The 14,468-nt window shown below is 33.6% G+C and carries 17 protein-coding genes and 1 pseudogene; 2 read left to right on the top strand and 16 right to left on the bottom strand.

Translation table 11 applies throughout. The features are described from left to right. Nucleotides 1–132 precede the first annotated feature (132 nt). From BN863_RS13870 to BN863_RS13815, 14 genes and pseudogenes are all read right to left on the bottom strand, one after another. Entirely contained in the window at nucleotides 133–1,182 is a 1,050-nt protein-coding gene (locus tag BN863_RS13870; RefSeq protein WP_051774834.1) for a DUF481 domain-containing protein, read from the bottom strand. A 212-nt stretch (nucleotides 1,183–1,394) separates the two neighbouring features. Further along, nucleotides 1,395–2,918: a carbon-nitrogen hydrolase family protein gene (locus BN863_RS13865; protein ID WP_038531717.1), complete on the bottom strand. Its 1,524-nt coding sequence runs from the start codon at nucleotides 2,916–2,918 to the stop codon at nucleotides 1,395–1,397. A 75-nt stretch (nucleotides 2,919–2,993) separates the two neighbouring features. Further along, nucleotides 2,994–3,446, bottom strand: a complete 453-nt coding sequence (locus tag BN863_RS13860) for a tRNA (cytidine(34)-2'-O)-methyltransferase (protein ID WP_038531715.1) — start codon at nucleotides 3,444–3,446, stop codon at nucleotides 2,994–2,996. Nucleotides 3,447–3,507: 61 nt separating this feature from the next. After that, nucleotides 3,508–3,651, bottom strand: coding sequence for a hypothetical protein (locus BN863_RS18620; protein ID WP_169740923.1), 144 nt, complete (start codon nucleotides 3,649–3,651; stop codon nucleotides 3,508–3,510). A gap of 95 nt (nucleotides 3,652–3,746) precedes the next feature. Next, on the bottom strand, nucleotides 3,747–4,517 hold the full coding sequence (gene trpA / locus BN863_RS13855) for a tryptophan synthase subunit alpha (protein ID WP_038531713.1): 771 nt from the start codon (nucleotides 4,515–4,517) through the stop codon (nucleotides 3,747–3,749). Between the two features lie 53 nt (nucleotides 4,518–4,570). Further along, on the bottom strand, nucleotides 4,571–4,855 hold the full coding sequence (locus tag BN863_RS13850) for a GIY-YIG nuclease family protein (RefSeq protein WP_038531711.1): 285 nt from the start codon (nucleotides 4,853–4,855) through the stop codon (nucleotides 4,571–4,573). Between the two features lie 42 nt (nucleotides 4,856–4,897). Beyond that, entirely contained in the window at nucleotides 4,898–6,079 is a 1,182-nt protein-coding gene (trpB, locus tag BN863_RS18990) for a tryptophan synthase subunit beta (RefSeq protein WP_038533670.1), read from the bottom strand. 51 nt (nucleotides 6,080–6,130) lie between these two features. After that, a pseudogene (locus BN863_RS18985) lies at nucleotides 6,131–6,706 on the bottom strand (phosphoribosylanthranilate isomerase); the annotation flags it as partial. A 23-nt stretch (nucleotides 6,707–6,729) separates the two neighbouring features. Next, on the bottom strand, nucleotides 6,730–7,515 hold the full coding sequence (trpC, locus tag BN863_RS13840) for an indole-3-glycerol phosphate synthase TrpC (protein WP_038531709.1): 786 nt from the start codon (nucleotides 7,513–7,515) through the stop codon (nucleotides 6,730–6,732). Nucleotides 7,516–7,519: 4 nt separating this feature from the next. After that, entirely contained in the window at nucleotides 7,520–8,512 is a 993-nt protein-coding gene (gene trpD / locus BN863_RS13835; RefSeq protein WP_038531707.1) for an anthranilate phosphoribosyltransferase, read from the bottom strand. Nucleotides 8,513–8,514: 2 nt separating this feature from the next. After that, nucleotides 8,515–9,081: an anthranilate synthase component II gene (locus tag BN863_RS13830; protein WP_038531705.1), complete on the bottom strand. Its 567-nt coding sequence runs from the start codon at nucleotides 9,079–9,081 to the stop codon at nucleotides 8,515–8,517. Nucleotides 9,082–9,092: 11 nt separating this feature from the next. Next, nucleotides 9,093–10,496, bottom strand: coding sequence for an anthranilate synthase component I family protein (locus tag BN863_RS13825; protein ID WP_038531703.1), 1,404 nt, complete (start codon nucleotides 10,494–10,496; stop codon nucleotides 9,093–9,095). A gap of 293 nt (nucleotides 10,497–10,789) precedes the next feature. Continuing rightward, nucleotides 10,790–11,356 carry a YceI family protein gene (locus tag BN863_RS13820; protein ID WP_038531702.1) on the bottom strand — a complete coding sequence of 189 codons (567 nt, stop codon included), beginning with the start codon at nucleotides 11,354–11,356 and terminating at the stop codon, nucleotides 10,790–10,792. Between the two features lie 110 nt (nucleotides 11,357–11,466). Beyond that, nucleotides 11,467–11,922 carry a MarR family winged helix-turn-helix transcriptional regulator gene (locus tag BN863_RS13815; RefSeq protein ID WP_038531700.1) on the bottom strand — a complete coding sequence of 152 codons (456 nt, stop codon included), beginning with the start codon at nucleotides 11,920–11,922 and terminating at the stop codon, nucleotides 11,467–11,469. A 276-nt stretch (nucleotides 11,923–12,198) separates the two neighbouring features. On the opposite strand from BN863_RS13815, the gene BN863_RS13810 reads away from it, so the two are divergent. After that, complete coding sequence (locus BN863_RS13810; protein ID WP_038531698.1) at nucleotides 12,199–12,513, top strand: rhodanese-like domain-containing protein; 315 nt, start codon at nucleotides 12,199–12,201, stop codon at nucleotides 12,511–12,513. Nucleotides 12,514–12,522: 9 nt separating this feature from the next. Next, nucleotides 12,523–12,912, top strand: a complete 390-nt coding sequence (locus tag BN863_RS13805) for a rhodanese-like domain-containing protein (protein WP_038531696.1) — start codon at nucleotides 12,523–12,525, stop codon at nucleotides 12,910–12,912. 102 nt (nucleotides 12,913–13,014) lie between these two features. On the opposite strand, the gene BN863_RS13800 is transcribed toward BN863_RS13805, so the two are convergent. Further along, nucleotides 13,015–13,506, bottom strand: a complete 492-nt coding sequence (locus tag BN863_RS13800; protein WP_038531694.1) for a DUF192 domain-containing protein — start codon at nucleotides 13,504–13,506, stop codon at nucleotides 13,015–13,017. A 9-nt stretch (nucleotides 13,507–13,515) separates the two neighbouring features. Further along, the gene (lgt, locus tag BN863_RS13795) at nucleotides 13,516–14,442 is read right to left on the bottom strand and encodes a prolipoprotein diacylglyceryl transferase (protein WP_038531692.1); all 927 of its coding nucleotides are present in this window, start codon (nucleotides 14,440–14,442) and stop codon (nucleotides 13,516–13,518) included. Nucleotides 14,443–14,468 lie beyond the last annotated feature (26 nt).

The following is a 14,468-nucleotide window of genomic DNA, read 5'->3' as shown; positions in this document are numbered from 1 at the left end:
CAACTTATAATGATGGAGAAATTCGATTCTATACTAGTGCTTAAAAATTAAAAAATCACTAAATTAATATCATAAAAAACGTGTTAGATCATCTAACACGTTTTTTGTTTTATAAAGTTTTAGGAAAAGAGCTTAATCAAGTTCCCAACCTAAAGTTGTTTGAAATATATAATCTGTAGTAGATGCACCAGCAATAGGTTTACTGTCGTAGTTATGAGTTAAACCAAGTTGAACAAAAAAGTCTAAAGGTAAATCGTATTTTAAATTAAGGTTTAAATCTGTTCTTAAACGATCACTTTCTGTTAAACTAGGGTAAACTACAAAAGTAGAAAACAGGCTAATATCGTCGTAGTCAAACATGTTTAATTCTAAAGACACAAAGGCTTCTAAACTGTTTTTAGTATCAATAGCAGGGTCTGTATAATTTTCATTAGTCCAAGCTAAACCAGCACCTGTAGAGAAGTATACACGGTTAGAGTGAATAAGATATTTACCAATACCACCTTGTGTTGAAGATCTAAGTTTTAATAGTTGTTCGTCGTTAGAAAGGAATGTGGCATTTACTAAAGCATACCAATCACGCTTCATAAAGTATTTACCTCCAATATTAGCATCGGTACGTTTCGTTTCATCAACATCGTCCTGATTACTTCTTACCGAGTTGAAACCCGCTGTAACTCCCCATTTATCCGCTGTATATCCAATATTACTTAAAATAGAAAATTGGGTTAAGTTGTTGGTTTTAGTAATGTTAAATCCAACAGATAAACTCGCATCTAATCGTGAAAGAAAATTGTTTTCGATAGCTTTAATGTAAACAACATCTGAGATTGCTGTTTCAATAACTTCATCGCCTTGAATTAAGGTTACAATATTTTCTGAACCTGGTTTTGAATGTAATTTACTGTTGATACGACGACCATTAGAAAGTGACATTAAGTATGTTTGATTACTACTTACATAAATAACATCTTTCCATTTAATCTCAAAATCACTGTCACTATAATCTGTTTCAATAGTAACGACACCTTTGGTCATTTCTTTAATGTTTCCAATAAGTTTGTCTTGATTTGAGAGTACAAGCGTGTCGTTTTGGGCATTAATTTGAGAAAGTGATAAAACTGAGAAGGCTAAAAAAAAGAATAAAGTAGACGCCTTAGGTAACTTAATATGTGCTAACATAAGTTGATTGTTTAATTATTATTTAAGCTAGATATAATCGAATTAATTTTCGGGGACGAAGATAATAAACTTTATTAAAAACTAATATCATCACATATTTTAATCTTAAAATAATGTTAATAGAATTTAAAAATGAGCTTTCAATTCTATTAATAAAAAAGCATCATACTTTTTATATATGATGCTTTACTGTGTTTTGAAAATTTTTTATTCTATTTTTTTCTTAATTCGAAAATGTCTTTTCGTCTATCTCTAAGGTTTTTAACGCTTCCAAATTGGTTAAGATTTCTAAGTAAGTCAATATCGACATCTGCTATTAAAATCATTTCGGTGTTTGGTGTTGCTTCTGCCTTAATTCCGTTTGCAGGAAAGGCAAAATCACAAGGCGTAAATACCATAGATTGCGCAAATTGTATATCCATATTGTGTACTTTAGGTAAGTTACCAACGCTTCCTGCAATAGCTACATAACACTCGTTTTCAATGGCACGTGCTTGTGCGCAATGTCTAACTCGAGAATATCCGTTTTGTGTATCGGTTAAGAATGGTACGAATAAAATGTCCATACCCTGATCGGCTAACAACCTACTTAATTCAGGGAATTCAGAATCGTAACATATTAAAATACCAATTTTACCACAATCGGTGTCGAAAGCTTCTAGTTTGTAACCGCCTTCCATACCCCAAACTTTAGCTTCGTCTGGTGTAACGTGAAGCTTTTCGTAGCGTTCGGTAGTTCCATCTCGTCTACATAAATATCCCACATTATACAGTCGGTTATCCTCGGCGATTTCCGGCATACTTCCCGTAATAATATTGATGTTATAAGAAATAGCCAGCTTAGAGAACCGCAATACGATCTCGGCAGTATGTTCGGCTAAATTTCTAATCGCATCAGGTTCCGATAAATGGTTATCGTCTGCCATTAACGGTGCATTAAAGAATTCAGGAAACAAGGCGAAATCACTTCTGTATCCAGAAACGGCATCGACAAAATATTCTGCTTGTTGCATCAACTCATCCAAATCGTTGTAAGGACGCATTTGCCACTGAATTAACCCTAAACGCACAATCTTTTTTGTAGTAGCCGCTTTGGTTTCTTTCTTTTCGTAATAAATATTATCCCACTCTAAAAGCACAGCATAGTCTTCAGAATTGCTATCGCCTTCTAAGTAATTTTTAAGCACTCGAGTCGGGTGAAAATCGTTAGAGATTTGAAAGTTTAAAACAGGATCGTGAATTTCTTTACGTTTTACTTTGTCTATATATTCTTTAGGAGAAAGTGCGCTAGAATATTTATGGTAATTAGGGATGCGACCACCAAAGGCTAGACCTCTTAAATTAAGACGCTCGCATAATTCTTTACGGTAATCGTAAAGACGTCTCCCTAAACGTAAGCCTCTAAATTCGGGTTTTATAAACACATCTACACCATAAATAACGTCTCCATCTTTATTGTGCGTGCTAAAAGTATAATTTCCTGTAATATCTTTATAGGTATGTGCATTGTCAAACTGACTATAATCTACAATTATAGACAGTGCACAACCTGCAATTTGGTTGTTTATTTTAATAACAACTTGTCCTTCGGGAAATTGTGTGATTAAGGTTTCTATTTGATGTTCACGCCAATAAGAATCTGGCATGCTTGTGTACGACTCAATCATTGCGGCCTTAAGTTCCTGATAATCGTCAAGACTTAAATACGCTAATTCAATATTTTCAATATCTTCCATGAAAATCTGTTTACTAGTATTATAGGGGCGAAATGTACAAATTAATTAATCAGCTTTTTAAATTAAATTGAGGTGCTAACTTAATTTTTTTAGGCCTTCGTAAACCACTATTCCAACAGCATTTGCAAGGTTTAAGCTACGTACATGTTCACTAAAAAGCGGAATTTTAAAAAGATCGTTTTTATATGTTTTAATAAGATCTTTAGGAAGACCAACAGATTCTTTTCCGAAGATGAGAAACATATCATCTTCAAAATCGATGTCCCAATGATTCTTTTCTCCATGACTGGATAAAAATGCCATTTTTTTGTTTTCATTTATTTTGAAAAAATCAGCTATAGAGTCGTAATATGTCACATTTAAATGTTGCCAATAATCCAAACCAGCACGTTTTAATCGCTTGTCGTCTATCTCGAAACCAAAAGGTTTTACTAGGTGTAGGTGAGAGCCCGATGCCAAACTTAATCGACCAATATTTCCGGTGTTATTTGGTATTTCTGGCTCAAAAAGAACAATATTTAATGGCATAGTATAGTGGTGAAGTAATAGAAAAAAGACTTTCCGTTTTCTGAAAAGTCTTTTAATTTAATTATTTTTTTGATTGTTGATCCTTAATGGTTTTCTTATCAATATCGAACGTGTTAGTATCCTGATTGGTGTTTGCCGTAGGATTCGTTGGATTTGATTGTTCTGATTTCGGTGTAAACTTCTTTTTGTCTTTTATAATTCCCATAATATTTCTTTTTTTTTATTTAAGTTTAAGATAAATAAAATCAGCGTATTAGGGTGTCAAGGTTTTATTAAACCTTTGTTAAGAGGTGTTAACTCCTATTTATGTGGTTTAATTCTAGATGTAAACTCTCCGATGTTTTTAATACCATGTTCTGTGATATACTTAATAAAAGCACTTCCAATAATAGCCCCTTTGGTATAGGCTGTGGCTTGGTTAAACGTTTCTTCATTATTAATTCCGAATCCTATAATTTGTGGTGTTTTTAAATTCATATCAGAAATACGTTTAAAGTAAACGGTCTGCTCGTCACCAAATCCAGACTGACTTCCGGTTACACTCGCACTACTTACCATATATATGAATCCGTTAGAGATATCGTCTATAAACGCAATACGCTCATTTGAGGTTTGAGGAGTGATTAAAAAGACATTTACCAATCCGTATTTCTCGAAAGTGTCTTGATAGTGGTCTTTATATTCGTTTACAGGTAAATCAGGAATGATTAATCCGTCGATTCCAATCTCTTGACATTTTTTACAGAAGGCCTCTACACCATATTGTAGCATGGGATTGAAATATCCCATAATTACTAAAGGTATTGATACTGTTTTTCTGATGTCTTTTAATTGATCGAATAGCTTGGCAGTGGTCATTCCATTTTTTAAGGCTTGCGTAGAACTAGCTTGAATGGTTGGACCGTCGGCCAAAGGATCACTAAAAGGTAACCCGATTTCTATCATGTCTACACCGTTTTTTTCAAGGTCTTCAATGATGCTTACCGTATCGTTTAAGCTAGGATATCCAGCGGTAAAATATATAGACAATAACTTTTTGTCTTCTTGGAGCTTTTGATTTATTCTGTTCATTGTAAATGAATAGTTTATATTCCCTCGAAGGAGGGAATCTTTTAATGTTTTATTTAGATATATTCTGAAAGATCTTTCCAATCTGGATTCAATCCATTAATTAAATTTATTTTCCATTCCCGGTTCCACTTTTTTAATTGGCGTTCTCTTTTTATGGCGTTATTTATATATTTCGTAGTTTCAAAATAGACTAATTTATATACATTATATCTTCCTGTAAAGGTTTTTATACTGTTGTTTTTATGTTGAATTAATCTTACTTTTAATTGTTTTGTACGACCTATATATAGGACGGTATGGTTTTTATTGGTTAATATGTAAACGTAATAAACATGCATAAAAAGGTGATGAGATTTCCGCCTACGCGGAAATGAAAAAATCTAGATTTTAAAATAATCAATATAGTTCTGTAAATCCTTATCACCACGACCAGATAAACTTAATACAACGACCTCTTCTGGCTCGAATTTTCTGTTTTTAAATACGGCCAAAGCATGAGAACTTTCAATCGCAGGAATAATACCTTCTAACTGACAAAGTTCCATTCCAGCGTTCATAGCTTCATCATCTGTTATGGAGATAAATTCTGCACGACCAGTAGCAAATAAGTTAGCATGCATTGGGCCAACACCAGGGTAATCTAAACCAGCAGAAATAGAATACGGTTCAGTTATTTGTCCGTCGTCGGTTTGCATGAGTAAGGTTTTACTTCCGTGAATAATACCTTCTCTTCCTAAAGCTGAGGTTGCTGCACTTTCGCCAGAATCTACGCCTAAACCAGCCGCTTCTACAGCAATTAGATTGACATCGGTTTCATCTAAATACTGGTAAAAAGCACCTGCAGCATTACTACCACCACCAACACAAGCAATAACATGGTCTGGTTTAGTACGGCCTTCTTTTTCTTGTAATTGCCATTCCATTTCTTGAGACACTACAGATTGAAAACGTGCTACCATATCCGGATAGGGATGAGGTCCAACAACACTTCCAATAATATAATGCGTATCTACCGGATTGTTAATCCAATCACGAATCGCTTCATTAGTTGCATCTTTTAACGTACGACTACCAGATAATGCCGGAATAACAGATGCACCTAACATTTTCATACGTGCTACGTTTGGAGCTTGTCTAGCGATATCTATTTCCCCCATATACACAATACATTCTAAGCCCATAAGCGCACAAACCGTTGCCGTTGCCACACCATGTTGTCCAGCACCCGTTTCGGCAATAATACGTTTCTTACCTAAGCGATTGGCCATTAAAATCTGACCGATAGTATTATTAATTTTATGTGCACCTGTATGGTTTAAATCTTCACGTTTAAGATAGATTTTAGTATTGTATTTTTCGCTTAATCGTTTTGCGAAATATAGCGGAGATGGTCGCCCAACATAATCTTTTAGTAACTGGTCGAACTCTTCTTTAAATGAAGGTTCAGCCATAATTTTTAAATAGTTTTGGCGTAACTCTTCAACGTTAGGATATAGCATTTCCGGGATGTAAGCACCTCCAAATTCGCCATAATATCCTTTCTCATTTATATTGTAACTCATGGTATGTTGTTTTGCAGCTAGGTTGCTAAATAATTGCTTTTTAAATTGTTCTAAACGTTCAAAATCTTTGAGACCTGGCTCGATTTCAAATTTACTATTTACATCAATGGCATAACAATATTTTGATGCTTTACTTGTTGAAAATTCTAAAATAGGTTCTATTTCAGAATCTCCAATGCCTCCACTTAAAAAATATGGTTTTGTTGAAGGATACTTCTTTAGAATATTCCAATTGAAAGTATATCCATTCCCGCCAGGAAGTTTACCTTTTGTATCGAAAAGGAAATAATCGCATACGGTTTCAAATGGTTCTAAAACATCAAAATTAAATTCATCCTTGATGGAAAATACTTTAATGATTTCAATATTTGGGAGCTGTTCCTTTATCGTTTTGCAGTAGTCCACCGCTTCCTCTCCATGAAGTTGAACAGCTTGTAAATTGTTTTTTAGAACAGTTGTGACTACGGTGTCTGCCGAAGCATTAACAAAAACTCCAACTTTCTTAATCGCTTTTGGAACGTTTGGAATCTCTGTACTAATAAACCGTGCCGACTTATCGTAAAAAATAAACCCGAGATAATCTGGCTGTAGACTAGCTATTGCATTTATGTTATCGGGGAATTTCATGCCACAAACTTTTAGTTTCATTACTATTGGTTTAAGGCGTTTATAAATGCAGTTGCGCTTGCTCCTGCATTATCGGTCTTCATAAAATTTTCACCAATTAAGAACCCTTTATAACCATATGGTTGTAGTATTTTAATGGCTTCGATATTGCTAATACCGCTTTCAGACACTTTTACAAAATCGTTAGGAATTAATGTGCTTAACGCTTTACTAATCTCTAATGAGACTTCAAACGTTTTTAAATTTCTATTGTTTACACCAAGCATGTCTATACTTGGCATTATCGATTTATGAAGTTCCTCTTCGTTATGCACTTCTAAAAGCACATCTAGATTTAAGCTTTTCGCTAATTCTGAAAACGTTTTAATTTCCTCACGCGTTAAAATAGCAGCAATAAGTAAAATTACATCTGCACCGTAAGCTTTAGCTTCAATAATTTGATAGGTGTCTATGATGAATTCTTTGCGAAGTAATGGCAAATTGCAACTGGCACGCGCGGTAAGTAAATCGTCTAAACTTCCTCCAAAATATTTACCATCGGTTAAAACAGACATCCCGCAAACTCCAGCATCTTCGTAACCTTTTGCAACATCAAACACATTTAAATTGTGGTTGATGACCGATTTTGAAGGAGAACGACGTTTATGTTCTGCAATAATTCCACTTGTGCTAGTCTTCAAGGCCGTTGCTAAAGAATTTGTAGTTCGTGTAAATAATATAGATTGCTCTAATTGCTTTACAGGAATAAGCGATTTTCTTAAAGCAACTTCTTTGCGTTTATCGGCGACAATTTTATCTAAAATATTCATAGTATTATGCACTTAAATGGACTAATGTTTTGAATCGTTTTAAGGCTTCTCCAGATTGTAAAGATTCCTTAGCAGCGGCAAAACTATCGGTTATCGATGTGTCTTTTACCGTTTTTATGGCCATAGCGGCATTTGCGCAAACCGTATTGTTTTGAGCTTCTGTTCCGTTTCCTTGGAGAATATTCATAAAAATATCTGCTGCATCTTTAATGGTATCACCACCAAAAATATCTGATTGTTTTATTTTTTGTACTCCGAAATCTTCAGGAGATAACATGGTTTCAGAATGATTGGAAATGACTTTTGTTTCACTGGTTAACGAAATTTCATCGTATCCATCTAAAGCGTGTAGAATGGTAAAATTCTTGTCTGTTTTCTGATATAAATAACCGTATAGTCTGGCTAATTCTAAATTAAAGACACCAACCAATTGGTTTTTTGGAAACGCAGGGTTTACCATTGGCCCTAACATATTAAAGAACGTTTTTACGCCTAATTCTCTACGAATTGGAGCAACATTTTTCATAGCTGGATGAAATAGAGGCGCGTGCAACACACAAATCCCCGCTTTTTCTAAACTGTTTTCTAAGAAGCCAGCATCGTTAGTGAATTTAATTCCTAAATGTTCCATAACGTTACTAGAACCAGAAATGGAAGAGACTCCGTAATTTCCGTGTTTAGTAACATGTACGCCTGCTCCTGCTGTAACAAAAGAAGCTAATGTAGACACGTTAAATGTGTTTTTCCCGTCACCTCCAGTACCGCATAAATCTATAGTGTTATAACCGGATAAATCTACCGCCAAGCATAACTCTAAAAGCGCATCTCTAAAACCTTCTAACTCGTCTGTAGTAATGCTACGCATCATATACACCGTTAAAAATGAGGCAATCTGACTTTGGTTATATTCACCATGCGAGATGTTGACTAGCACACGTTTTGCTTCTTCTTTCGAGATGTGCTCATCGTTTATAAGTCTGTTAAGTATCTGTTTCATAATTAGCTATTTATCCAGTTTTTAAGCATTTGTTTTCCGTTAGGTGTCAACACCGACTCTGGGTGATATTGAACCCCACGAACATCGTAAGTTCTGTGACGTAGCGACATAATTTGTCCGTTTTCATCGAACGACGTCGCTTCTAGTACATCTGGTAATTTATTAGATACGACCCAGGAATGATAGCGCCCTACAGGGAAGGTCTTGTCGAAACCATCAAATAGTTTTTCGTCGTCTACACATAACGTAACATTTGTAGCTACACCGTGATACACATTATCTAGGTTTTCAATGCTTCCGCCAAAAACTTCGGCCATTGCTTGCTGACCTAAACACACGCCTAAAATACTTTTAGTTGGTGCGTAGGTTCTAATAATGTCTTTTAATAATCCGGCTTCATCAGGAATTCCTGGGCCGGGAGATAATACAATTTTATCGAAATTTGCAACCTCGTCTAAATCAATTTTATCATTTCGTTTTACAGTAACTTGGCATCCTAAATCTTCTAAATAATGTACCAAATTGTAAGTAAAACTGTCGTAATTATCTATAACTAATATATGTTTCATTTTGTACACTATTAAATATTTTTAGCTAAATCTATAGCCTTGGTTAAAGCACCTAGTTTATTGTAAACTTCTTGTAATTCGTCTTCTGGTTTCGATTTAGAAACGATTCCTGCTCCCGCTTGCCAATGTAGTTTATGGTCTTTACTTAAAAACGTTCTAATCATAATTGCATGATTAAAGTTTCCGTTAAAATCCATAAACCCGATTGCTCCTCCGTAAAATTCACGACTTGTTTTTTCGTATTTTTCAATCAGTTGCATCGCTTTATGCTTAGGTGCACCACTTAATGTTCCTGCAGGAAATGTGTCTGCAACTACTTGCATGGTAATTGTGTCGGCATGTTTTTTACCAATAACTTTACTTACTAAGTGAATGACGTGCGAAAAGAATTGCACTTCGCGATACGTATCTACAGTAACTTGGCTTCCGTGACGACTTAAATCGTTTCGTGCCAAATCGACAAGCATGACATGTTCGGCATTTTCTTTATCATCTTTTGCTAATTTTTTAGCAAGTTCGGCATCTTGTTCATCATTACCTGTACGCTTAAATGTTCCTGCAATAGGGTGAATTTCGGCATTACCATCTTGTACAACCAATTGTGCTTCTGGAGAACTTCCGAAGATTTTAAAGGTTCCGTAATCAAAATAGAATAGGTAAGGAGATGGGTTAATACTTCTTAAGGCGCGATAGACATTAAAGTCGTCTCCTTTAAACTCTTGAGAGAATTTTTTAGATAATACCAATTGAAAAACATCGCCTCTAGCACAATGTTGTTTGGCTAAAACCACATTCTTTTTATATTCTTCGTCTGTTAAGTTGGAAGCAATATCGTCTTCTGGAGTAAATTGGTAGGTGGCGAATTGATTTGACTTTATAAGCTGATTTAAATCATCGATATTATTCTCGCCATCGTAACAATGTGCAAAAATATAAGCTTCGTTATTAAAATGATTAATCGCAATTATGTTTTGGTACACGGCATAATATATATCTGGAATACCTAAAACCTTATCTTTTTTAGTAATATCGATATCTTCAAAATAGCGAACGGCATCATACCCTATATATCCAAAAATACCATTATTTATAAATTTAAACTCTTCATTCTCGTCTGTTTTAAAACGTTTGGTAAAGTTGTGAATTTCTTCTGTAACCCTACCGCGTTCTGTAATAGGTTGAGAAATGATTTCACCATTAGGAAACTCTTGAGTAATCTTTTCGTTTTGGACTTTTATTGAGGCAATCGGATTACAGCAGATGTACGAGAAACTGTTATCGTTAGCATGGTAATCGCTACTTTCAAGTAAAAGGCTATTAGGGAAACGATCTCTAATTTTTAAATAAATACTTACCGGTGTAATAGTATCGGCTAATATTTTTTTGTAATGTGTTGTGAGTTTAAATTGTTTCATTTTTTTGTAATAAAAAAAGGCTTGTCGTGAATGACAAGCCTTGTTATTTTGAGTTTAAAATATACAATAGGTTTAGTTCACGAAGATTGAGTTTCGAGCGTTCCACCACCAAGTAAAGTTTAAATTTGAATTCATTTTCTAATTATCTGATTCAAATATAGGAATGTAATTTTAGTTATCAAATTTTTTTTGAGAAAATTACAAAAGAGAAATCCTGTAGGTCAGTAAATTAATACAAACACTACAGGATGTTTCTCCATCACTCGCTGCTATTAGCAATTTGAATTAGGTACTTAAAATTTTAAAGCAACGTTTAAATCGAATTCGTTATAAATGGCTTTGTCTTGTAAGTCGTCGAAGAAGCTAGCCGACCCGTATTTAATACCGTATTTTGTTCTATCTATTTTAAAAGCTGCTTTTGCTGAACCTTCTGCAACAGTCATGTTAAATGTTATTGGCTTTGTAATGCCCTTTACGGTTAAGTCTCCTGTTACGGTATAATCTGTACCTTGGCCTTTAACTTCGGTAAATTTTAATGTAGCTGTTGGATATTTTTCTGTTCCAAAGAAATCATCGCTTTTTAAGTGACCATCTAGTTTTGCTTTAGACTTACCTTCAAGGTCGGTGGTGTTAATAGATGTCATATCCATTGTAAATTCACCTCCAATTAATTGCTTGTTGTTAAATTCTAGAGCTCCATCTTTAAGTGTAAGGGTACCATCATGTTGTCCTGTAACTTTATGTCCAGTCCAAGTAATCTGACTTTCTTTTATGTTAACGTTCTTAGTTTTTAAAGTTGAGAACGATGCAACTGTAATAGCTAAAACTAATAGCATTGTGATTTTTACTGTGTTTTTCATTTTTGATTTATTTGATTTTGATTACTATTTATATAATTGAAAACATTCGGTTTTCAGATTTCACTTGTGTGTACTTTAATTGTATATACAATTAAAAATTTATAAAAAAATTAAGATCTTAATTTTGTCAATAAAAAGTTTAAAGTTTCTAATTCGTCTTTAGAAAGATTAGCCGAAATTTCATTTTCAGCTTTATCTATATTAGGATCTATAGCTTTTAAAAGTTTAAGGCCTTCTTTTGTAATAAATATTTCTACTTTTCTTCTATTCTTTTCGCAAATATTTCGTTCTACATATCCTTTTAATATAAGTTTGTCTACTAACCGAGTGGTATTACTCATCTTGTTAATCATTCGGTCTTGAATATCTTGAAGATTTGCAGGACTTCCTTTTTTACCTCTTAATATGCGTAATACATTAAATTGTTCATTAGAAATGTCGAAAGATTTTAATACAGGATTAGTTTGGTCTTTTATCCATATTGCAGAATAAGCAATATTTAAAACGGTCTTTCTGTTTAACGGAATTGGAGTGTTTGTCTGTAATATATCTTCTAACTCTTTCATGTACAATAATTGTATATACAAATGTATTAGAAAATATTGAAGTACATATTCTATTTTAGTAAATATTTTGTTAAAATGTATCAGTTAATGAGTGTTTTTAATCGTAATATTTTGGAACACGGTATTATATAACGTCCTTAGAGATTATAGAGTACGAATTTGAGATTCTGGGTTTGGTTTAAAAAATAAAAGAATTGAAAATTGTAAGACTTCGGATTTTTTTTCGTTTATGTATTATAGAAATCCTAAATTTGTAATCAAATTATTAAAACAACTATGGCAGATTTAACACAAGAAGAATGGGTAGAGCAATTAGCTAACGATAGCAATGCTGTTATATTAGATGTACGTACAGACGATGAAGTCGATCAAGGATTTATTGCAAATGCTAAACATATCGATTTTTATTTAGGACAAGAATTTGTAAATCAATTAGACGAATTAGATAAAACTAAAAACTATTATGTGTATTGCCGATCAGGAGCGCGAAGTGGTAAAGCTTGCGAAATCATGGATCAATTAGGAATCGAAAACTCATATAATTTACTAGGTGGTTTTAACGAATGGGCCGGTGAGGTTGAAGAAAGGTAAAATAATTAAATGAAGAAATTAAGTTTAATTTATTGTTTTATAGTTGTATTGTTTACAGCTTGTAACAATCGAGATCATGGGGTTATTGAAGCTGTTACTCCTGAAGAAATGCAGACTTTAATAAGTGCAGACGACGTGCAATTGGTAGATTTAAGGTCTCAAGAAGAACGTCTTACTCGTGGTTATATAGCCAATTCACAACATATTGATTATAACTCGGATACTTTTGAAGAAGATATTTTAAAATTAGATAAAAGTAAGCCTGTGGCATTATATTGTCATAGCGGAAGACGAAGTGCTAAATGTGCTGAAAAACTTAAAGCCGCTGGTTTTGTTAAGGTTTTTGACTTGCAAGGTGGTATTTCAGAATGGAAACACGGTGGTCTTGATTTAGAATAAAGAATCGCTAAATAAGTTCTGAAAGGAAAAAAGCAGGATTAAATCTTTTAAAATTTAATCCTGCTTTTTTTATGTGTTTTATTTATAAGGTTAATATTGACTTTACTTAGTAAATGCGATGGAATCACCTGCTTTAAGCTGCCATGCATCAGCTAACCCAGCATTGACTTCTAAAACGTACATGGCGGGTTTGTAAGATAAAATTGAGGCATCGTCCATAGGTTTGGCATATTTTGCAATACTTACAATGTTTTGATTTTCTCCTATATAAATAATATCTAAGGCTATTTGAGTATTTTTCATGTAAAATGAACGCTGCTCTTCGTTTGGAAAGACAAACAACATGGCGTTGTTAGTTTTCATAGAAGACCTATACATTAAGCCTGTTTCTCTGTCGTATTCAGTATCTGCAATTTCAATGTTTAAACGTTTTATTACCGAGTCTGTTTTAGCCTTGTAAAGTGTTAATTCTCCTTCTTTCTTAAAAGATATTTCTGTTGGGGCAATGTTTACTTTTTTTTCGTCTTTGCAAGAAAAATGTAAGGTTGCTAATCCCATTAAAAGCGCAGGAACAATGAATTTATTTAGCTTCATATTTACAGATTATACGGTTTTAGAGTTGCCTTTATATACAAACATAAAATAGAATCCTACTAATATAAAAGGTATACTTAACCATTGTCCAGTGTTTAATGCCCACGTTGCACGTTCATCAACTTGTGCTTCTTTTACAAATTCCACAAAGAATCTAACCGTCCATAGTAACACTAAAAATAATCCGAATAAGAAACCAGGGTTGTCTTTTTTATTTGTTTTAGTATATATTACCCATAAGATTAAGAATACAAATACATAACAACCTGCTTCGTATAACTGGGCAGCGTGTCTGTAAGGTACAGCATCTAGTAAATTTTTAAATTCCGGATTATGTGCAATGGCATTATAAGCACCTTTAGGGTCTTTAATCCCTGTAAGTTGTACCGCTTCGCGCTTACTGTATTCGTCTTGAATAAAACGAACACCTAGGTTAGAATTTGTTACTTTTCCTATAATTTCCGAATTGATAAAGTTTCCAATTCTAATAAATATAGCACCCAATGAAACCGGGATTACAATGCGGTCTAAAATCCACATTATAGATTTATAGTTGTACTTTTTTCGATATAAATACATACCGATAATTATACCAATAGCTGCACCATGACTTGCTAAACCTTGGAATCCTGTGAATTCGAAAGTTGGATTTGTTCGTATAGGCAAGAATATGCTTAGAAAATCGTCTTTAAATAATTCAGGCTGATAAAAAATAACATGACCTAAACGCGCACCAAACATAGTGGCTAAAACGGTGTATATAAATAATGGATCTAAGTATTCGAGAGAAACTTTTTCTTTTACGTAAATACGTTTCATTACCTGAAACCCTAAAAGAAAAGCAGTAACCCACATAAGGCTATAAAAATGAAGTTGGAAGTTTCCAATGATTTCAATTCCTGATGTAGGATTCCAGTTGAATTTTAAAAAATGCATAGTGTTTCGTTTTCAATGAGTAAATA

It is taken from the genome of Formosa agariphila KMM 3901 (assembly GCF_000723205.1).
GTDB lineage: Bacteria > Bacteroidota > Bacteroidia > Flavobacteriales > Flavobacteriaceae > Formosa > Formosa agariphila.
The sequence above is the reverse complement of the archived record's forward strand: the minus strand, read 5'-3'. Positions and strand labels throughout refer to the sequence as shown.